This window comes from Rhodococcus sp. NPDC059179 (genome assembly GCF_042754885.1).
Lineage (GTDB): Bacteria > Actinomycetota > Actinomycetes > Mycobacteriales > Mycobacteriaceae > Rhodococcus_G.
The window spans coordinates 357,132-380,533 of sequence record NZ_JBHZBV010000003.1 but is presented as its reverse complement, the minus strand read 5'-3'; the positions used below and the strand labels follow the sequence as shown (position 1 = coordinate 380,533).

The 23,402-nt window shown below is 68.4% G+C and carries 1 protein-coding gene; it reads left to right on the top strand.

Features of this window, described 5'->3' with window-relative positions; translation table 11 throughout:
* Positions 1–29: 29 nt before the first annotated feature.
* Complete coding sequence (locus ACFXMV_RS09930) at positions 30–23,252, top strand: non-ribosomal peptide synthase/polyketide synthase (protein WP_378614251.1); 23,223 nt, start codon at positions 30–32, stop codon at positions 23,250–23,252.
* Positions 23,253–23,402: the final 150 nt, after the last annotated feature.

Here is a 23,402-nt window from a genome sequence, read left to right as displayed (position 1 = left end):
TTCAACACCTCCCGAGGAGTCCCGTTCGCATGAGTGACCGCCATCTCGACCCGACCGCTGCGGCTGGAGCTCAGGAGGGCCGCGAGGGTGGCGCAAAGTCGCCTCGGGCCCGCCGGAGCCGGCCCAAGCGCACCCGGGCCGTGCTGTTGCCGCAGATCCTGGCGGCCGCGGTAGGCGTCGACCCGGCGGCGACGGCACTGGTCGGGCCGGAGGCGACGCTGACCTACCGGGAACTCGACGAGCGTTCCTCGCGACTCGCGCGGGTCCTGATCGATCGCGGCGTCGGCCCGGAGTCGATCGTGGCCCTGGCGATTCCTCGGTCCGTGGAGTCGGTGACGGCGATATGGGCGGTCGTGAAGGCCGGTGCGGCCTATGTCCCGGTGGATCCAAAGTATCCGTCGGATCGCGTCGAGTACATGGTCACGGACTCCGGGGCGGCCGTCGGCCTGACCACTGCGGAGTTTGTCGATACCCTCCCCGGTTCCGCCAAGTGGTTGGTTGTCGACGGCGCCGAGATGTCGGCGGAATGCGCCAACCGGTCGAGCGAGCCGGTGACCTACCTCGATCGCCTGGCGGTGCTCCAGTCCGACCATCCCGCATACATGATCTACACCTCGGGCTCGACCGGCCGCCCGAAGGGCGTGGTGGTGACCCATGCCGGCGTGGCCAATCTGGTTGCCGAGCAGCGCGAGCAGTACGGGCTGACCGCCGATTCCCGGGTGTTGGCTGTCGCCTCGCCGAGCTTCGACGCATCGGTGTTCGAGTTCTTGATGGCGGTGGGATCCGGTGCTGCCCTGGTGATTTCGCCGCCCACTGTGTTCGGTGGTGCGGAGCTCGGCGAGCTGCTCCGCCGGGAGCGGGTGACCCACGCGATCATTACGCCGTCGGTGCTCGCCTCCGTCGACCCGACGGGGTGCGGCGATCTCGCGGTACTGGTGACCGCGGGCGAGGCATGCCCGCCGGAGGTCGTTTCTCGGTGGGCCCCCGGTCGACGGCTGTTCAACGGGTACGGCCCGACCGAGACCACCATCATGACCACCTGCGGCGAGGTGTCGGCGGGGGAGGCCGTGACCATCGGTCTGCCGGTCCGGGGCTTCTCCCTGCACGTGCTCGACGCCCGGCTCCGGCCGGTCCCGGTCGGTGTGGCAGGCGAACTGTATGCCGCGGGCATCGGTATCGCGCGTGGCTACCACGAACGGGCCGGACTGACCGCGGCCCGGTTCGTCGCGGACCCGTTCGGCGACGGCAGTGCTCGGCTGTATCGCACCGGCGACGTGGTGCGGTGGCGGGCGGACGGTTCCCTGGACTACGTGGGCCGATCCGACTTCCAGGTCAAGGTCCGCGGTTTCCGCATCGAGCTGGGCGAGATCGACGCGGCGCTGTCCGGGCACCCCGATGTGGACTTTGCCGTGACCGTCGGCCGCGACACCGCGGCGGGCGTCACGATCCTGGTGGCCTATGTGCTCCCCGTCCAGGGGTCGGTGATCGACACGGACGCGCTGGCCAGGTTCGTCGGGGAGTCGTTGCCCGCGTACATGGTGCCGTCGCAGGTGATGGTGCTCGACGCGATCCCGCTGACGCCGGTCGGCAAGCTGGACCGGGCTGCGTTGCCCGCTCCGGACCTGAGTAGTTCGCGGGACTTCCGGGCGCCCGAGTCGGAGGTGGAGATCGCCGTCGCAGCGGTTTTCGCCGACGTGCTCAAGGTCGACCTGGTGGGACTCGACGACGATTTCTTCGAGCTGGGCGGCAACTCGCTGGTGGCGACGCAGGTCGTCTCGCGGGTGAACGCGACAGTGGGAGTGCAGCTCGCTGTGCGCGATCTGTTCGATGCGCCGACGGTGGCGATGCTGGTCGAGCTCGCGCAGCAGCGGGCCGGGGCGGCGCCCCGTCCGGCGCTCGTTGCGGCGCCGCGTCCGGACCGCATCCCGCTCTCGTTTGCTCAGCAACGCATGTGGCTGACCAATCAGTACGACATCTCCTCGCCCGCGTACAACATGCCTGTCGCGCTGAAAATGGTCGGCCGAGTAGATGTCACGGCGATGCAGAGCGCCTTCGGCGATCTGATCGAGCGGCACGAGGCGCTGCGGACGGTGTACCCCGATTCGGCGGACGGCCCGTTCCAGCGAATTCTTCCTGCGTCGGAGGCGATTCCGGACCTGGCGCCGGAAACGGTAGCCGAGGACGACGTGCCCGCGCGGGTGTACGGCCTTGGGTCGGCGGGCTTCGACGTGTCGACGGATCTGCCGGTGCGGGGCAAGCTGTTTCAGGTTGCGGACGAGGAATTCGTACTGGTGCTCGTCTTGCACCACATCGCGGCCGACGGTGGTTCGCTCGCTCCTCTCGTTCGGGACCTGACCGCTGCGTACCTGGCCCACGCGGGTGGTCAGCTCCCGCAGTGGGAACCGCTGCCGGTGCAGTACGCGGACTACGCGATCTGGGAACGCGAACTCCTCGGCTCCGAGGACGATCCGGAGTCGCTGTCCAGCAGGCAGATCGCCTACTGGAAGCGCCAGCTGGCCGGCCTCCCCGAGGTACTCGAGCTGCCCGCCGATCGTGATCGCCCGGCGCAGCCGACGATGCGCGCGGCAACCGTTGAATTCACCGTCGCCCCCGAGGTGGTCGATGGGCTCAATGCTCTCGCCCAGTCCCACCATGCAACCCCGTTCATGGTGGTGCATTCCGCTCTGGCGGTGCTGCTCTCGCGCCTGTCCCACACCGACGATGTCGCCATCGGCACCCAGATCGCCGGTCGTGGCGAGCAGGCCATCGACAACCTCGTCGGCATGTTCGGCAACACCCTGGTCCTGCGCGCCGAGATCGATCCGAACGAGCCGTTCGCGGCCCTGCTGGACCGGGTGCGCGCCACCGATCTGGAGGCATTCGGCAACGCGGACCTGCCGCTGGACCGAGTGGTGGACATCCTCCGTCCCGGCCGGTCCATGGCATACGCGCCGCTGTTCCAGGTGCTGCTGATGCTGCAGAACTTCGAACAGACCGAGCTGCGGCTGCCGGACGTGACGATGTCGCAGTTCGAGATGCCGGTGACGGTCGCGAAGCTGGACCTGACCGTCACCCTGATGGAGCAGCAGACCGAGGCCGGCGTCGTCGCCGGGCTCGACGGTTCGCTGAACTACGCGACGGACCTGTTCGATCACGACACGATGCAGAGCTTCGCGGACCGTTTCGTCGCGGTCCTCGGCGCGATTGCCGCGGCTCCGTCGACGCCTGTCGGCGACCTGCCGCTCACGCGCGGGGCCGAGCTCGACCGGCTCGCGCAGGTCAACGACACCAGGGCCGAGCTGCCCGAGGCGACGTTGATGGACCTGTTCGACGAGCAGGTCGCTCGCACGCCGGATGCGACCGCGGTGATCTTCCGGGATCAGTCGCTGACCTACGCCGAGTTCGATGCGCGGGTGAACTCTCTTGCGCGGCACCTGATCTCGATCGGGGTGCGCCCGGAGTCGCTGGTCGGGCTGGCGGTTCGCCGCTCGATCGACGAACTGGTCGCGATGTACGCGGTCCTCAAGGCAGGCGGCGCGTACGTTCCGATCGACCCAGACCACCCGGACGAGCGGATCGAGTATGTGCTCGACAGCTCGGATCCGGTGGTGGTGCTGACGACCTCGCGCGATGCCGCGGATCTTCCTGCCGGTAGGGCGGCCGTACAGATCGACGCGCTGGATCTGTCCGGTGTCGACGCCACACCTGTCTCTGCGGTCGAGCGGCTGTCGACGTTGCGTCCGGCCAACACCGCGTACGTCATCTACACGTCGGGGTCGACGGGTCGACCCAAGGGTGTTTCGGTGAGCCACCGCTCGGTGGTCAACCAGATGCTGTGGATGCAGGAACAGTACGGGTTCGGCGCCGCGGACACCATGCTGCACAAGACGCCGTTCACGTTCGATGCTTCGGTGTGGGAGCTGTACCTGCCGCTGCAGGTCGGTGCTCGCCTGGTGATCGCCGAGCCCGATGGGCACCTCGACCCGGCCTACCTGGTCCGGGTCTCCGAGCAGTGGCAGGTGACGATTCTCGAGTTCGTCCCGTCGATGCTCGCGCTGTTCCTTTCCGACGCCGACCTGGTTCTGCCCAGTTCGTTGCGGTTCCTCTCCGTCGGTGGCGAGGCACTGCCGAGCAACCTGGTGGCGAGGTTCCGGGAGTCGAGTTCGGCGGTGTTGGACAACACCTATGGGCCCACCGAGGCCACGGTGACCTCGACGGTCTATCGCTGCGATTCCGATGTGCCGCGCAGTGTCCCGATCGGCGCACCGATCCGGGGCACGCGCAGCTATGTGCTCGATTCGCGGATGCACCCGGTGCCGATCGGGGTGCCGGGGGAGCTGTACCTGGCGGGTGTGCAGCTGGCCCGCGGCTATGTCGGGCGCACCGACCTCACTGCCGAGCGCTTCGTCTCCGATCCCTTCGGTGGGGCGGGCGAGCGGATGTACCGGACCGGCGACCTCGTTCGCTGGAACGATGCGGGCCAGCTGGAGTTCCTGGGCCGCACCGACTTCCAGGTCAAGGTGCGCGGTCTGCGCATCGAGCTCGGCGAGATCGAATCGGTGTTGGTGACCCACGACCAAGTGTCCCAGGCCGTCGTCGTGGTGCATCGCGATGAGCGCACCGGTGACCAGCTGGTCGGCTATGTGGTCGGATCGGCCGGCGAGGCGGTCGACCCGGAGGCGCTGATCGTCCATGCGGGAGAGGCGCTTCCGGCGTACATGGTGCCCTCCCAGGTGATCGTGCTCGACGCGCTGCCCCTGAACGCGAGCGGCAAGCTGGACCGAAAGGCCTTGCCCGCGCCGGTGTTCGAGTCGGTGACCCGTGAGTTCGTGGCCGCGTCGAACGGCGCCGAGAGCGCGATCGGCGAGATCTTCGCCGAGCTGCTCGGCGTGGAGCAGGTCAGCGTCGCCGATTCCTTCTTCGAGCTGGGCGGCAACTCCCTGGTCGGCATGCGTGCGATCGCACGGATCAACGACGCGCTGGGCGTTCGCATCGGTGTGCGTGACCTTTTCGAGTCGCCGACTGCGCGAGGTCTGGCCGCGGTGGTGGGCGAGCGCACCGGTGCGGGCGCCCGTCCGGTGCTGGGCAGCATCGCGCGCCCGCAGGAAATTCCGCTCTCGCCCGCGCAGCAGCGCATGTGGTTCGTCAACCAGTTCGACACCAGCTCACCGGCCTACAACATTCCGCTGGTGATCCGGCTGACCGGACCGCTCGACGTGGCCGCGCTCGAGTCCGCGGTCCGCGACGTGCTCGAGCGCCACGAGTCGCTGCGTACCGTCTTCCCCGGTTCGGCGTCGGGTCCGCACCAGGTGATCCTGCCTGCGGAGGACGTGCTGGTCGAGCTCGTTCGCGAGGATGTGGCCCCGGAGCTGCTGCAGGAGCGGGTCATCGCGCTCGTGTCCGCCGGGTTCGACGTCACGGCGAGCGTGCCGGTGCGAGGGGCACTGCTGCAGGTGGACGACGAGGACGCCGTGTTGGTGTTCGTCGTCCACCACATCAGCGCGGACGGCTTCTCGATGGATCCGCTGGGCCGGGACGTCATGATCGCCTACGCATCGCGGGCAGCCGGGCAGGAGCCCGCCTGGCAACCGTTGTCGGCGCAGTACGCCGATTACGCCCTGTGGCAGCGTGAACTGCTCGGCGCCGAGGACGACCCGGAGTCCCTGGCCGGGCGGCAGGAGGCGTATTGGGCCGAGGCGCTGGCCGGGCTTCCCGACCGGCTCGACCTGCCGTCGGACCGTCCGCGTCCGGCTGTCGCCTCGATGCGCGGCGCCGCGATCGACTTCACCATCGACGCGGCCACCCACGAGGGGCTGACGCAGCTCGGCCGCGCCAACGGGTCCAGCCTGTTCATGGTGGTGCACGCGGCCCTGGCGGTGCTGCTGGCCCGCTCGAGCAGCACCGAGGACATCGCGATCGGCACTCCGATCGCAGGCCGAGGCGAGGCCGAACTCGACGACCTGATCGGCATGTTCGTCAACACCCTTGTGCTGCGCACCCAGGTCGACGGGGGGCAGAGCTTCGAGGCTCTGCTCGGGCTGGCCAGGGACACCGATCTGGCGGCGTTCGACAACGCGGACGTGCCCTTCGAGCGGCTCATCGAGGTGCTCGGTACCGAGCGATCGACCGCGCGTCACCCGTTGTTCCAGGTTGCGCTCGCTTTCCAGAACCTCGGGCACATGGACTTCGATCTCGCAGGCCTGTCGATCAGCAGGGTCGGATTCGAGGTCGAGGCCGCCAAGTTCGACCTGTCACTCGAGTTGACCGGCGTGGGCGAGACCAGCGGCGATTTCGGCGAGATCACCGCCGAGTTGACCTACGCCACGGATCTGTTCGACGAGTCCACCGTCGCGGACTTCGCGACCCGTTTCGTCCGGCTCCTGCGTGCGGTGGTCGCGGACCCGTCGGTCGCGGTCGGCGACATCGAACTGCTCGACGACGACGAGCGCGCTGCACTGGCCCCGGTCTCCGGCGGCGATGGCGTCCAGGCGTCCACGCTGGCCGACCTTCTCACCGCAGCCGCTCGGATCGATCCCCTGGCGCAGGCGCTGTCGTTCGCGGGCGAATCGGCGAGCTATCGAGAGCTCGACGAACGCTCCTCGCGCCTCGCCCGGGTGCTCATCGGCCGTGGCCTCGGCCCCGGTGATTTTGTGGTGCTTGCCGTTCCGCGATCCATCGAGTCGGTCTTGTTGGTGTGGGCGGTCACCAAGGCAGGCGCAGTCTTCGTGCCGGTCGACCTGAACTACCCGGCCGAGCGCATCGAATTCATGATCGCCGACTCGGGTGCGACGGTGGGCATCACCGCCGCGGCCCACCGCGCGGAACTCCCCGACACGGTCGACTGGATCGTGCTGGACGAGCCCCGGTTCGATGAGCAGTGCGCGGCGCAGTCGTCCGCCGAGGTCACCGACGCCGAGCGCGTCGCGCCGTTGCCGGTCGAGGCGCCGGCGTACGTGATCTACACCTCGGGGTCGACGGGCAAGCCCAAGGGGGTCGTCGTACCCCACACCGGCATCGCCAATCTTGCCGCGGCGGTTCAGCTCGGCTTCCAGGTGACCGCCGATTCCCGCACGCTGCTCTTCACCTCGCCGAGTTTCGACGCCTCGCTGCTCGAGTTGCTGCTCGCGGTGTCGTCCGGCTCGACGATGGTGATCGCCCCGACGTCCATCTACGGCGGCGACGAGCTCGCCGAGTTCCTGCGCGCGGAGCGGGTGACCCATGCCTTCATCACCCCGGCCGCGCTCGCGTCCGTGGACCCGGCGGGGATCACCGAGCTGCAGACGATTGCCGTCGGCGGCGAGGGATTCGGGCAGGAACTGGTCGCGCGGTGGGCGCCGGGACGGCGCATGCTCAACGCCTACGGGCCGACCGAAACCACGGTCGCCTCGCATATCGGTCGGCCGATGGTGCCGGGTGGGGCCATGCCGTTCGGCGGCCCCATCATGGGCGTGTCGGCGGCGGTGCTGGACCGGCGTCTCCGACCGGTACCGATCGGCGTGACGGGTGAGCTGTACACGGCCGGACCCGGGCTGGCGCTCGGCTATCACGAGCGGCTGGCGCAGACGGCCGACCGCTTCGTGGCCAACCCCTACGGCGAGCCCGGATCGCGGATGTACCGCACCGGCGACGTCGTGCGCTGGAACCGCGACCTCGAACTCGAGTACGTGGGCCGCAGCGACTTCCAGGTCAAGGTGCGCGGGTTCCGCATCGAGCTCGGCGAGATCGATACGGTTCTGCTGTCCTACCCCGACGTCGAATTCGCCACCACCATCGGGCATCAGCTCCCCTCGGGGGCCACGGCCCTGGTGGCATATGTCATGCCTGCTCCGGGCGCGACCGTCGAGCAGGCCGAACTGCGCGCCTTCGTCGGCAAGTCGCTGCCAGCACACATGGTGCCCGCCTCGGTGATGGTGCTCGCGTCGATTCCGTTGACGCCCATGGGCAAGCTGGATCGCAAGGCACTGCCCGCGCCCGAGTTCGGCGGCGACGAGGACCGGTACCGCGAACCGCGAACGGATCTCGAGAAGGCGCTCGCGGAGGTGTTCGCCGAGGTGCTCGGCGTCGCCCGGGTGGGTCTCGACGACGACTTCTTCGCCCTCGGCGGCGACAGCATCGTCACGATCCAGTTGGTGTCCCGGGCCAAGGCCAGGGGGCTCGTGTTCGCGCCGCGGGACGTCTTCGAGTGCCGAACGGTTGCCGGTCTGGCGGACGTCGCGGTGTCGGGCGCGGAGAGCGTCATCGTCCTCGAGGAGTTGCCCGGTGGCGGCATCGGTTCGCGCCAGCTGACCCCCGTCGAGAACTTCATGGTCGAGCGTGGTGGCGGTTTCGACCGATTCTCGCAGGCACTGACGTTGGAGCTGCCGGTCGGGATCGACAGGGATGGCGTGCGGTCCACGATCGCCGCGGTGGTCGACCGTCACGACATGCTGCGCTCCCGCCTGGTGAAGTCGGACGCAGTCTGGACGGTGGAGGTCTCGCAGCCGGGTTCGGTCGACGTCGACGCGATGATCCACCGGGCCGCGTTCGATGCCGGAATCGCCGGCGAGGCGTTGGTCGAACTCGCTGCCGCGGAACTGGATTCGGCGATGGGCCGGTTGGATCCGGCGACCGGTGCGATGCTGCAATTCGTCTGGCTCGACCCGGAGGTAGAGCCGGGCCGAGCGGCAGACCGCTCGGGCCGGCTGGTCATCGCCGCGCACCACCTCGTCGTCGACGGGGTGTCCTGGCGAATCGTGGTGCCCGACCTGGTCACCGCATGGGCGGCGATCTCGGCGGGCATCGAGCCCGCGCTCGCCCCGGTGGGTACCTCCATGCGTCGCTGGGCGCACGGACTGCTCGACGAGGCTGCCTCGGCCACCCGAATGGCGGAACTGCCCGTGTGGGAGGCGATCCTGGACGGACCCGACCCGGATCTGGGCCGCCGGGCGTTCGACCCGGTTCAAGACACCGTGTCGACCATCGAGCAGTTCCGGGTGCAGGTCGGCGCCGACACCACCGCGTCGCTGCTGACCACGCTGCCGTCCACCTTCCATGGCGGGGTCAACGACGGACTGCTCGCCGCGCTGGCGTTGGCGCTCGCGCAGTGGCGACACCGTCGCGGTGTCGCCGAGTCCTCGACTCTGCTGCGCCTCGAGGGCCACGGCCGCGAGGAGGGCACCGTGCCGGGCGCGGACCTGTCGCGGACGGTGGGCTGGTTCACCACGATCTTCCCGGTCCGGCTCGACGTGGCAGGCATCGACCTCGTCGACGCGTTCGCGGGTGGTCCCGCGGCGGGGTCCGCCGTCAAGGCGGTCAAGGAACAGTTGCTCGCGGTGCCGGACAAGGGCATCGGGTTCGGCCTGCTGCGATACCTCAACGGCGCCACGGCGGACCGGTTGCGGGGGCGGCACACCGGTCAGATCAGCTTCAACTACCTGGGCCGGGTTGCCACCGGGGGCATCCCCGAGGGCATGGAGGGCCTGGGCTGGCTGCCCGCGAGCGACATCGGCGACCTGGGCGCCGTCATGGACCCGGACATGCCGGCGATGGCGGTCGTCGAGATCAATGCGATCGTCGCCGCCGACGAGCTGAGCGCGAGCTTCTCCTATCCGACGGGGGCGATCGACGCCGCGGACGTCCGTGAGCTGGCCGACCTGTGGGTGGAGGCGCTTGGCGCGCTGGCCGCACACACCCAGCAAGCGCACGCAGGCGGGTTGACCCCGTCGGATGTGCCGCTCGTGCAGGTAACCCAACGCGACATCGATGGCTGGGAGGCCACCTATCCCACCACGGTGGACGTACTGCCGCTCTCGCCGCTGCAGTCCGGTCTGCTCTTCCATTCCCGGCTGGCGCAGGACACGCTCGACGTCTACACCATGCAGGTGGTGCTCGAGTTGAGCGGTCAGGTCGATGGCGACCGGTTCCGGACGGCGTCCCGTGCGCTACTCGACCGGTACCCGAACCTGAGGTCCGCCTTCGTGGACGACGCCACCGGTGTGCCCGTGCAGGTCGTCGTCGACGCGGCCCCGGCGCCGTGGCGCGATGTGGACCTGCGTGGCCTGCCCGCCGACGAACGCGAGGACGAGCTCCGTCGGCAGCTGGAGCACGAGCGGCTGGCGAAGTTCGACATGACGGCACCGCCGCTGATCAGGTTCGCGCTGATCCGGTCGTCCGACGACCGCTACTCGTTGTCGATCGCCGCGCACCACATCCTCCTCGACGGCTGGTCGACGCCGCTGCTGATGAAGGACCTGCTGTTCCTCTACGCCACCCGGGGCGACGACGCGGTGCTGCCGCGGGTCCACTCCTACCGGAGCTACCTGTCCTGGTTGGCGGAGCAGAGTCGTCCGCGCTCGCTCGAGGCGTGGCGCGATGCGTTCGCCGGGACGACGGAACCGACGTTGCTCAGCGCCGTCGAGCCCGGTGTCGACCTGGCCACGACCGGCGGCCGCGTCGAGTTCGAGATCGACGAGGAGGCCACCAGGAGACTGGCGAAGCGGGCCTCCGACCTGGGCGTCACGATGAACACGGTGCTGCAGGCGGCGTGGGGAATCGTGCTCTCGCGGTTGACCTCTCGTGACGATGTGGTATTCGGCGCAACCGTGTCCGGTCGCCCCGCGGGCCTGGACGGCGTCGAGACGATGGTGGGGCTGTTCATCAACACGCTGCCGGTCCGGGTCCGACTCGACCCGGCCGAGGCGCTCGACGTGTTCCTGTCGAGGCTGCAGCGCGAGCAGGCTGCGCTGCTCGACCACCACTACGTTGGATTGGGCGAGATCCAGCAGGTCGCAGGCGCGGGCGCGCACTTCGACACCATCACGGTGCTGGAGTCGTACCCGGTCGACGAGGCCGGGCTGACGGAGGCCGCGGCGATCGACGGCATGTCGGTCACCGGCGCGCAGGTCGCCGACGCCACCCACTACCCGCTGTCCATGGTGACGTTCGTGGAGAGCAAGGTCGGCATCTCGCTGCGCTACCTTGACGCGCTGTTCACCCGCGACGAGGTCGCCATCATCGGCGATCGGCTGCTGCGCGTGATCGACGCCATCGCCACCGACCCCACCCGGCGGGTGGTGGATGTGGAGATCCTCGACGAGGCGGAGCGGGCTGACCTGCTCGGTCGCCGCGCAGCGGACGGACCGGCGCCGCAGTTGCTCCCCGAGATCCTGGCCGCGGCGGCACAGCCCGACCCAGATCGGCCTGCCGTGGTGTGCGGCGGCCAGTCGATCAGCTACCGGGAGCTCGACGAGCGGTCCTCGCAGCTGGCCCGCGCCCTGATCGGCCGCGGCGTAGGACCGGAGTCCGTGGTCGCGGCGGCGATTCCGAGGTCGGTGGAGTCCGTTGTCGCGGTGTGGGCGGTGACCAAGGCCGGCGGCGCCTTTGTGCCGGTGGACCCGAAGTACCCGGCCGAGCGGGTGGCGTACATGCTCACCGACTCGGCCGCCGTGCTGGGATTGACGCTGGCCGCACACCGCGATCAGTTGCCGGATGCGGTCGACTGGCTGGTTCTCGACGACGCGGCCGCCGACATTGCGGCGCATTCGTCGGCTCCGGTCACGGACGCGGACCGGCAGGCCCGACTCGGGTTGGCTCACCCGGCGTATGTGATCTACACGTCTGGCTCGACGGGACGCCCCAAGGGCGTCGTGGTCTCCCACGTGGGCATCGCGGGAGTTGTTGCGCAGCAGCGCGACTCATTTGACCTGTCGCCCGCTTCGCGGGTGCTGGCTGTGGCGTCGCCGAGCTTTGACGCGTCGGTGTTCGAATTGCTGATGGCCGTCGGCGTCGGCGCCACACTGGTGGTCTCGCCGCCGGACGTCTTCGGCGGTGACGAGCTCGCGGAGCTACTGGCCGCGCAGCGGGTGACCCACGCCGTGGTCACCCCGTCGGTGCTGGCATCGATGGATTCGTCCGTTCCGACGGATCTCGAGGTGGTCCTCGCCGCCGGTGAGGCGCTGCCGCCGGAGGTCGCGGCGCGCTGGGCGGCCGGCCGTCGGATGTTCAACGGCTTCGGCCCCACCGAGTTCACGATCTTCACCAGCGGCACCGAGGTGTTCCCGGGTGAGCCCGTGACGATCGGCGGTCCGGTCCGCGGGGTGGCGGCGTACGTGCTCGACGACCGGCTGCGTCCGGTGCCGGTCGGGGTTCCCGGCGAGCTGTACAACGCCGGTATCGCGATGGCGCGCGGCTACCTGAATCGGCCGGCCCTGACCGCCGACCGGTTCGTCGCGAATCCGTTCGGTGCACCCGGGGAGCGGTTGTACCGCACCGGAGACGTGGTGCGGTGGACCGCGGACGGGTCGCTCGAGTACGTGGGACGCAGCGACTTCCAGGTGAAGGTTCGCGGTCTGCGGATCGAGCTGGGCGAGATCGACGCCGAGCTCGCCGCGCATCCCGATGTGGAGTTCGCGACGACGATCGGCCACCGGCGGTCCTCGGGTGCGACGGCGCTGGTGTCGTACGCGCTGCCGACGCCGGGTGCGTCGGTTGACCCGCAGGCGCTGCGGGACTTCCTGGCCCGTTCGCTGCCCGCGCACATGGTGCCGTCGGTGGTCGTGCTGCTCGACGAGATCCCGTTGACCCCCGTCGGCAAGCTGGACCGGGCGGCGCTGCCGCTCCCGCAGCTCGGCTCGGGCGTCGAGTTCCGGGCGCCCGTGACTCCGATCGAGCAGGCCGTCGCCGATGTGTTCGCGGCGGTGCTCGGGGCCTCCCGCGTCGGCCTTGACGACGACTTCTTCGACCTCGGCGGCAATTCGCTGATCGCGACCCAGGTGACCTCGCGGATCAACGCCGCGCTGGAGACCAGGATCGGCGTGCGGGAGCTGTTCGAGGCCCCGACGGTGGCGGGCCTCGCCCTTGCGGTGGAGACCCTCGGCGCCGACGGCCGGGATCGTCCGGCGCTGACGGCAGGCCCGCGTCCGGACCGCATCCCGCTCTCGCTCGCGCAGCAGCGGATGTGGTTCCTCAACCAGTTCGACACCACCTCGCCTGCATACAACATCCCGTTGGCGATCCGGTTGTCCGGCGCGCTCGACACCGAGGCCCTCGATCTGGCCGTCCGGGACGTGGTGGCGCGGCACGAGTCGCTGCGCACCATGTACCCGAACTCGGATGACGGTCCGCGCCAGGTGATCCTGGAGCGAGGCGAGTTCGCGCTCGCGTCGGCCGAGGCCGCGGCGGAGGAGGTGCCGCAGCGGATCCTCGACCTGGTGTCCGAGGGCTTCGACGTGACCCGAGCCGTTCCGGTGCGGGGCATGCTGCTGCGGGTGGCGAGCGACGAGCACGTGCTCGCGCTGGTCATGCACCACGTGGCCGGGGACGGGTTCTCGCTCGGCCCGCTGGCGCGGGACGTCATGACGGCCTACCTCGCGCGAACTTCCGGTTCGGCCCCCGAGTGGGCGCCGCTGCCGGTGCAGTACGCCGACTATGCGCTCTGGCAGCGCGAGGTGATGGGGTCCGAGGCCGATCCGGAATCGGTTGCCGCTCGGCAGATCGCCTACTGGCGCGGTGCGCTGGCGGACCTGCCGGATCTGCTCGAGCTGCCCACCGACCGGCCCCGGCCTGCCGTGCAGTCGCTCAGTGGCGGGGCGGTTGCCGTCGAGATCGATGCGGACACCCATCGTGCACTTTCGGCCCTCGCTCGCGGGCAGAAGGCGTCGGTCTTCATGGCGGTGCACGCTGCCTTTGCGGTGCTGCTCTCGCGCTTGAGCGGTAGCGACGACATCGCCGTCGGTACACCCATCGCCGGTCGCGGCGAGCAGGAACTCGACGACCTCGTCGGTATGTTCGTCAACACGCTGGCGCTGCGCGTCCGGGTCGACCCCGATCTCGGCTTCGGCGACCTGGTCCGGCGCGCCAGGGGCGTCGACCTTGGCGCGTTCGGGCACGCCGACATCCCGTTCGAGCAGCTGGTGGAGGCGCTCAACCCGCGGCGTTCGACGGCGTACACGCCGCTGTTCCAGGTGGGATTCACCTTCCAGAACCTGGCGAAACTGCATTTCGAGCTGCCGAATCTGACGGTCAGCGCGCTGGAGGCCGATGCAGGGGTGGCGCAGTTCGACCTGCACCTGATCGTCGGGGAGAAGATCGGCGACGACGGAGCGGAGGGGGGCCTGCACGCCACCCTGCAGTACGCCGACGCGCTGTTCGAGCACTCCACCGCACAGCGATTCATCGATCAGTTCGTGACGATCGTGCGCTCGGTCGTCGAGGACGACCGCCGCGCGGTCGGCGACATCGACATCCTCGGTGTGGCGGAGCGGACGCGGCTGCTGACGGACCGCAACGCGACCGACCATCCGCTCCCGGACCGCACGCTGGTCGAGCTGTTCGACCGTCAGGTCGAATCGACGCCCGAGGCGACCGCGCTGGTGTTCGGCGAGGAGTCGCTGACCTACCGCGAGTTCGCCGATCGGGTGAACCGCCTGGCACGGCACCTGATCGGCACGGGCGTTGGCCCGGACGACCTGGTCGGTCTCGGCATGCGCCGTTCGATCGAGCTGCTGGTGTCGATGTACGCCATCGTCAAGGCCGGTGCCGCGTACCTGCCGATCGACCCGGACCACCCGGCCGAACGCACCGAGTACGTGCTGGCCGAGGCGGACCCGACCTGCGTGCTGAGCCGGTCGGAGGTCTCGCTGAGCCTCCCCGACGGCCTGCGACGGATCGACGTCGACGCGCTCGACCTGTCGGCCGTGGACCCGAGCCCGGTCACCGCGCTCGAGTTGCGGCGCCCGATCGATCCGGCGGACCTGGCGTACGTCATCTACACCTCCGGTTCCACGGGTCGGCCCAAGGGCGTCGCCCTGCCGCACCGCGCGGTGGTGAACCAGATGCTGTGGAAGCAGTCGACCTACCCGATCGGCACCGCGGACGCGGTGCTGCAGAAGACCCCGGCCACGTTCGACCTGTCGGTGTGGGAGCTGTGGTGGCCGCTCACCTCGGGCGCGAAACTGGTCATCGCGGAGCCGGACGGGCACCGCGACCCGGCCTACCTGGCCCGGCTGACCCGCGAACAGGGCGTCACCGCAGCGCACTTCGTGCCGTCGCTGTTGACGGCGTTCATGGCCGCGGCCGATCCGGCGGACTATGCGTCGATCCGGCGGGTGTTCTGCATCGGTGAGGCGCTGCCGCGCGAGACGGCGGAAGCGTTCGCTGCGGTCAGCGATGCCGACCTGTTCAACCTGTACGGGCCGACCGAGGCCGCGGTCTCGGTGACCCATCACCGGGTCGTCGCCGGTGGCGGCGCCTCGGTGCCCATCGGTGTCCCCGAGTGGAACACCCGTGTCTACGTGCTGGATTCGCGGCTGAACCCGGTGCCGCAGGGTGTCGCGGGTGAGCTGTATCTGGCGGGCCGTCAGCTGGCGCGGGGTTACTTCCGCAGGACAGGTCTGTCCGCTGAGCGGTTCGTCGCCGACCCGTTCGGGGCACTTGGTGAGCGGATGTACCGCACCGGCGACCTGGTGCGCTGGAATGCCGATGGCGAGCTCGAATACGTCGGACGCACCGACTTCCAGGTCAAGGTGCGTGGTTTCCGGATCGAACTCGGTGAGATCGAAACCGCACTGCTGCGCCACGATTCGGTCAACCAGGCCGTGGTGCTGGTGCACAGCTCCGGAGCAGGCGAGCAGTTGGTGGCCTACGTGGTGCCGGTGAGCGGTGGCGCCCTCGATGGTGCCCTCGTGCGCGACTTCGTCGCCGAGGCGCTGCCGAGTTACATGGTCCCGGCGCAGGTGCTGGTGCTCGACGAGTTGCCACTCAGTGTGAACGGCAAGCTGGACCGCAAGGCGTTGCCTGCGCCGGTATTCGAGGCTCGGGAGTTCCGTGCGCCCACCAATCCGGTGGAGGAGATCGTCGCGGCCGTGTACGCGGAGGTGCTCGGGGTACCGCTGGTCGGCCTGGACGACGATTTCTTCGAGCTGGGTGGCAACTCGCTGATCGCCACCCAGGTGACGGCGCGGTTGGGGTCCGCACTCGACACCGTCGTGCCGGTGCGGGCGTTGTTTACAGCGCCGACGGTCGCCGCGCTTGCCGTGGAGGTCGAGCGGCATATCGGCGAGGGTGGCCGTAAGGCTCTCGTCGCCCAGGAGCGTCCGGACATGGTCCCGCTTTCCCTTGCGCAGCAGCGGATGTGGTTCCTCAACCGGTTCGATCCGGAGTCGGCCGCGTACAACATTCCGGCCGCGATCCGGCTGTCCGGTGTGCTGGATATCGTGGCCCTGCAGGCCGCCGTCGCGGATGTCGTGGCCAGGCACGAGGTGCTGCACACGGTGTACCCGGAGACCGCTGACGGCCCGGCCCAGGTGATTGTGCCCGTCGTGGGCGCGGTCCCGGACCTGACGCCGGTGTCTGTGACCTCGACGGAGATCACCGGTGTCCTGACCGAGTTCGTGCAATCCGGGTTCGACGTAACAGCCCAGGTTCCGGTGCGGGCGATGCTGCTGCGCGTCGACGGCGTCCCGACCGAGCACGTGCTGGCCGTTTTGGTCCACCACATCGCCGCCGACGGTTCCTCGATGGCCCCGTTCACGCGAGACCTGATGGTGGCGTACGCGGCGCGCTCCGCCGGGGAGGTCCCGGGTTGGGCTCCGTTGCCGGTGCAGTACGCGGACTTTGCGCTGTGGCAGCGTGAGGTGCTCGGGTCGGAGGACGATTCGTCGTCGCTGATCTCGCAGCAGCTGGCGTACTGGAAGTCGGAGTTGTCCGGGTTGCCGGATCAGCTCGATCTGCCGACGGATCGGCCGCGGCCCGCCGTGCAGTCGTACCACGGCGGCCGGATCGACTTCCAGATCGATGCACGCCTGCATGCGGCGCTGGGAGATATTGCGCGGGCGCAGAACTCGACGCTCTTCATGGTCGTGCATGCAGCGTTCGCGATGTTGTTGGCCCGATCCTCCGGTACCCAGGACATCGCGGTGGGGACCCCGTTCGCCGGCCGTGGCGAGGCAGTGCTGGACGAGATGGTCGGCATGTTCGTCAATACGCTGGTCTTCCGGACGGTGATCGATCCCAACCAGTCGTTCACCGATCTGCTTCGGCGGGTGCGGGAGACGGACCTGGGGGCGTTCGGGAACGCGGACGTTCCGTTTGAGCGGTTGGTCGAGGTGTTGAACCCGACCAGGTCGACGGCGCGGCATCCGTTGTGCCAGGTGGGCTTCTCGTTCCAGAACGTGGCCCAGACCGAATTCGAACTGCAGGGACTGACTGTCGCAGCGGCGGATTTCGAGACCGAGATCTCCCAGTTCGATCTGCACTTCATCGTTGCCGACCAGTACGACGAGGACGGAAAGGCTGCGGGGCTGACCGGTGGGATCACCTACGCCAGTGCCCTGTTCGATCCGGCGACCGTTCAGGTGTTCGCGGATCGACTGCTGCTGATCCTCGAGGCGGTGGTGGCCGATCCGTCGGTGATCGTCGGCGATGTCGAGATCATGGACTCGGTCGAGTCCGGTCGGGTGCTCGGGGACTGGAATGCGACCGGTCATTCGCTTCCGGATCGTTCGTTGGTGGATCTGTTTGATGTGCAGGTGGCGCGGACGCCCTCGAACACTGCTCTTGTGTTCGAGGGGGAGTCGGTTAGCTACGGGGAGTTCGATGCCCGGGTGAATCGGTTGGCTCGCAGGCTGATCGCGGAGGGCGTGGGTCCGGAGTCGCTGGTTGGGTTGGCGATGCGTCGGTCGGTGGAGTTGATGGTCGGTATGTATGCGATCGTCAAGGCTGGCGGTGCGTATGTGCCGGTGGATCCGGATCATCCGGCGGACCGGATTGCGTTGGTGCTCGATTCGGCTGCGCCTGCGATGGTTCTCGTTCGCGGTGCGGACTCGGTGGAGTTGCCGGGCGAGGTGCGGGTGTTGTCGGTGGATACCGAGGATCTGTCGGGCTTTGATGCCTCGCCGGTGGTCGATGCCGATCGGGTGGCGCCGTTGCGGTCGTCGAACCCGGCGTATGTGATCTTCACGTCCGGGTCGACGGGTCGGCCGAAGGGTGTCGCGGTCTCGCATGCGGCGATCGTGAATCAGCTTCTGTGGAAGCAGGCGGAGTACGGGCTCGGCGGGCAGGATGCGGTGCTGCTCAAGACGGCGGCGACGTTCGACCTGTCGGTGTGGGAGTTCTGGTGGGCGTTGCAGACGGGTGCGCGGTTGGTGATCGCCCGGGCGGACGGCCATCAGGATCCTGAGTATCTGCTGGAGTTGATGGAATCTGAGTCGGTGTCGACGTTGCATGTGGTGCCGTCGATGCTGTCGATGTTGCTGGCGGATTCCGCGGTGTCGTTCCCGGAGAGCATTACTCGGGTGTTGGCGATCGGCGAGGCGTTGCCCGCGGCGACGGCGGCGCGGTTGCGTGCGGTCAGTGCGGCGAGGTTGGACAATCTGTATGGGCCGACGGAGGCTGCGGTCTCGGTGACCTCGTACCGGACGGGTCCGCAGGACACTGTGAGGGTTCCTATCGGTGCGCCGGAGTGGAACACCCAGGTGTTCGTGCTGGATTCGCGGTTGCGTCCGGTTCCGGTTGGTGTTGCGGGCGAGCTGTATCTGGCGGGTGCGCAGTTGGCGCGGGGCTATCACGGCCGCACGGATCTGACCGCTGACCGGTTCGTGGCGAGCCCGTTCGGGGATGGCGCCCGGATGTATCGCACGGGTGACGTGGTGCGGTGGTTGCCGGGTGGCAATCTCGACTATCTCGAGCGGGCCGATTTCCAGGTGAAGGTGCGTGGTTTCCGGATCGAGCTCGGTGAGATCGAGTCCGTGCTGCGGGCGCAGCCCGGGGTGGCGGAGACCGTGGTGGTGGCGCGTGAGGACGTGCACGCCGGTACCCAGTTGGTGGGTTACGTCGTGGGTGAGGCCGAGGGGCCCGCGCTGGACGGTCAGGTCATTCGGGACGGGTTGTCGGGTGCGGTGCCGTCGTACATGGTGCCGTCGGTGGTGATGGTGCTTGATGCGTTGCCGCTGAGCGTGAACGGGAAGGTTGACCGGAAGGCGTTGCCTGCTCCGGTGTTTGAGGCTCGCGAGTTCCGGGCGCCGACTACGCCGGTGGAGGAGATCGTCGCCTCGACCATCGCGGTGCTGCTCGGGGTTGAGCGGGTCGGGTTGGACGACAACTTCTTCGAGCTGGGTGGCAACTCGCTGATCGCGGCTCAGGTCGCGTCCCGTCTGGGTGCGGCGCTGGACTCGTCGGTGCCGGTTCGGGTGTTGTTCGATGCGGCGACGGTCGCCGGTTTGGCGGCTCTGGTCGAGCAGCAGGCAGGGTCGGGTCGGAGGCCGGTCTTGGTGGCGGGGGAACGTCCGGAGTCGATTCCGTTGTCGTTGGCGCAGTCTCGGATGTGGTTCCTCAACCGGTTCGATGCGGAGTCCACGGCGTACAACATTCCGGTGGCGATCCGGTTGTCGGGCGATCTGGATGTGGATGCGTTGCGGGCCGCGGTCGGCGATGTTGTTGCGCGGCACGAGGTGTTGCGGACGGTGTATCCGGAGACGGTGGATGGTGCGGTGCAGGTGATCGTGCCTGCCGCCGACGCGGTACCGGAGCTGTCGCCGGTGGCGGTCGCCGAGTCCGAGATGCTCGCCGTGGTCGGGGCATTCCTTCAGGGCGGCTTCGACGTCACCGAACAGGTGCCGCTGCGCGCCCTGTTGTTGCGTGTCGATCCGGCAGAGTCCGGGCCGGGCGCGGTGGCCGAGCATGTGTTGGCCGTGGTGGTTCACCACATCTCGGCGGACGGGTCGTCGATGGGGCCGCTTACCAGGGACGTGATGGTGGCGTACGCGGCGCGTTCCGCCGGGGAGGTCCCGGGTTGGGCTCCGTTGCCGGTGCAGTACGCGGATTACGCGTTGTGGCAGCGCGAGGTGCTCGGGTCGGAGGACGATTCGTCGTCGCTGATCTCGCAACAGCTGGAGTACTGGAAGTCGGAGTTGTCCGGGTTGCCGGATCAGCTCGATCTGCCGACGGATCGGCCGCGGCCCGCGGTCCAGTCGTATCACGGTGGTCAGGTCAAGCTCGAGGTCGGTGCGGATCTGCACCGCGGCCTCAGCGAGCTCGCGCGTACCCACAATTCGACCCTGTTCATGGTTGTCCATGCGGCGTTCGCGGTGCTGTTGGCGAGGTCGTCGGGCACCGAGGACATCGCGGTGGGGACGCCGTTCGCGGGTCGTGGAGAGGCCGCGCTCGACGACATGATCGGCATGTTCGTCAATACGCTGGTCTTCCGGACCCAGGTGGACAGCGGAGCCGACTTCGTCGAGTTGCTGGCGCAGGTGCGGGAGACGGACCTCGGGGCGTTCGGGAACGCGGACGTTCCGTTCGAGCGGTTGGTCGAGGTGTTGAACCCGACCAGGTCGACGGCGCGGCATCCGTTGTGCCAGGTGGGCTTCTCGTTCCAGAACATTGGCGCGACGCAGTTCGAAATGCCTGGTCTGTCGATTGCGGCGGTCAACTACGACGCGGAGATCTCGCAGTTCGATCTGCACCTGATCATTGCCGACCAGTACGACGGTGACGGGAACCCGGAGGGGATGTCGGCCGGGATCACCTATGCGACAGCGCTGTTCGATGAGGCGACGGTGGAGGCCTTTGCGGTCCGCTTCGTCAGGATCCTCGAGGCGATGGTCGCGGATCCGACCGCGGTGATCGGCGATGTCGAGATCATGGACTCGGTCGAGTCCGGTCGGGTGCTCGGGGACTGGAATGCGACCGGTCATTCGCTTCCGGATCGTTCGTTGGTGGATCTGTTTGATGTGCAGGTGGCGCGGACGCCCTCGAACACTGCTCTTGTGTTCGAGGGGGAGTCGGTTAGCTACGGGGAGTTCGATGCCCGGGTGAATCGGTTGGCTCGCAGGCTGATCGCGGAGGGCGTGGGTCCGGAGTCGCTGGTTGGGTTGGCGATGCGTCGGTCGGTGGAGTTGATGGTCGGTATGTATGCGATCGTCAAGGCTGGCGGTGCGTATGTGCCGGTGGATCCGGATCATCCGGCGGACCGGATTGCGTTGGTGCTCGAGTCGGCTGCGCCTGCGATGGTTCTCGTTCGCGGTGCGGACTCGGTGGAGTTGCCGGGCGAGGTGCGGGTGTTGTCGGTGGATACCGAGGATCTGTCGGGCTTTGATGCCTCGCCGGTGGTCGATGCCGATCGGGTGGCGCCGTTGCGGTCGTCGAACCCGGCGTATGTGATCTTCACGTCCGGGTCGACGGGTCGGCCGAAGGGTGTCGCGGTCTCGCATGCGGCGATCGTGAATCAGCTTCTGTGGAAGCAGGCGGAGTACGGGCTCGGCGGGCAGGATGCGGTGCTGCTCAAGACGGCGGCGACGTTCGACCTGTCGGTGTGGGAGTTCTGGTGGGCGTTGCAGACGGGTGCGCGGTTGGTGATCGCCCGGGCGGACGGCCATCAGGATCCTGAGTATCTGCTGGAGTTGATGGAATCTGAGTCGGTGTCGACGTTGCATGTGGTGCCGTCGATGCTGTCGATGTTGCTGGCGGATTCCGCGGTGTCGTTCCCGGAGAGCATTACTCGGGTGTTGGCGATCGGCGAGGCGTTGCCCGCGGCGACGGCGGCGCGGTTGCGTGCGGTCAGTGCGGCGAGGTTGGACAATCTGTATGGGCCGACGGAGGCTGCGGTCTCGGTGACCTCGTACCGGACGGGTCCGCAGGACACTGTGAGGGTTCCTATCGGTGCGCCGGAGTGGAACACCCAGGTGTTCGTGCTGGATTCGCGGTTGCGTCCGGTTCCGGTTGGTGTTGCGGGCGAGCTGTATCTGGCGGGTGCGCAGTTGGCGCGGGGCTATCACGGCCGCACGGATCTGACCGCTGACCGGTTCGTGGCGAGCCCGTTCGGGGATGGCGCCCGGATGTATCGCACGGGTGACGTGGTGCGGTGGTTGCCGGGTGGCAATCTCGACTATCTCGAGCGGGCCGATTTCCAGGTGAAGGTGCGTGGTTTCCGGATCGAGCTCGGTGAGATCGAGTCCGTGCTGCGGGCGCAGCCCGGGGTGGCGGAGACCGTGGTGGTGGCGCGTGAGGACGTGCACGCCGGTACCCAGTTGGTGGGTTACGTCGTGGGTGAGGCCGAGGGGCCCGCGCTGGACGGTCAGGTCATTCGGGACGGGTTGTCGGGTGCGGTGCCGTCGTACATGGTGCCGTCGGTGGTGATGGTGCTTGATGCGTTGCCGCTGAGCGTGAACGGGAAGGTTGACCGGAAGGCGTTGCCTGCTCCGGTGTTTGAGGCTCGCGAGTTCCGGGCGCCGCAGACCGATACAGAGAAGTCGGTGGCATCGGTGATCGCGTCGGTGCTCGGGGTCGAGCGGGTCGGGCTGGACGACAACTACTTCGAGCTGGGCGGCAATTCGCTCTCGGCGGTCCGAGTGGTCAGCGGCCTCCGCGACGAATGCGGCGCCGCTGTTCAGCTGCAGTGGTTGTTCATGGACCCGACGACCGAGTCAATTGCACGACGCATCGACGAGTCCAAGGATGCGGTCGCGGTTTCCGACGACGAAGCGCTCGAGGTATTGCTGCCACTGCGCACCCAGGGTGCCGAGCCGCCGCTGTTCTGTGTGCACCCCATCGTGGGACTGTCGTGGAGCTACGCCGGGCTGGCCAGCCACCTGGACCGAGTGCAGCCGATTTACGGCATCCAATCGCCGGCAATTCTCGAGCAGGGTGAGTTGCCGGAGTCGATCGGTGCACTTGCCGAGCGGTACGTGGACGAGATGCGTTCGGTGCAACCGGAGGGTCCGTACCGGCTCCTCGGGTGGTCGCTCGGTGGCGTGCTCGCTCACGAGATGGCCGTGCGACTTCAGGCAGATGGTCATCGGGTAGAACTATTGGCCATGCTCGACAGCTTCGCGGTACAGCCGAATGATGGCGATACGAGCAGTGGGGTCACGCTGGGTGACTTGCTCGGCGGTCTGGGCATCGATGGTGAGGTCACGATCACGGACTTCACCCCCGAATCCGCCCCGCGGCTGTTGGCGGCAATGCCGGGGACGCCAGCGTCGCTGACCGCGGAACGCATCGAGCGGATGATCGCGGGCGCGCTGCACACCGGGGAGTTGCTCGAGCGGCATCAGCCCTCGTTGTTCGACGGTGAGGTGTTGTTCTTCACCGCAGTAGCCGAGGATCCAACCGGTACGTTGGCGGCGTCGACGTGGCCAGCCTTCGTGTCGGGTTCCGTCGAGAATCATCCGGTCGACAGCACCCACTGGCAGATCACCTCGCCAGCTGCTTTGGAACAGGTGGGACCTGTCCTGCGTGCGCGGCTCGCGGACCTGTCCGTACAGGTGGTGAGGCGGTAACGCCGATCTGGTGGGATGGAACGCCACGGATCGTGGAGTGCATCGACAGCAGGGCGCGGGACCGAAAACGTGCCCTGCTGTCTTCCATACCCGGCGAATGCGCTTCTTTCGCGTTAGCCACCCATGCGACCGAGGGACTGTTAACCTCCC

Coding starts and splice junctions, on each gene's coding strand:
- ACFXMV_RS09930 (WP_378614251.1), top strand. CDS start 30: ATGAGTGACCGCCATCTCGACCCGACCGCTGCGGCTGGAGCTCAGGAG.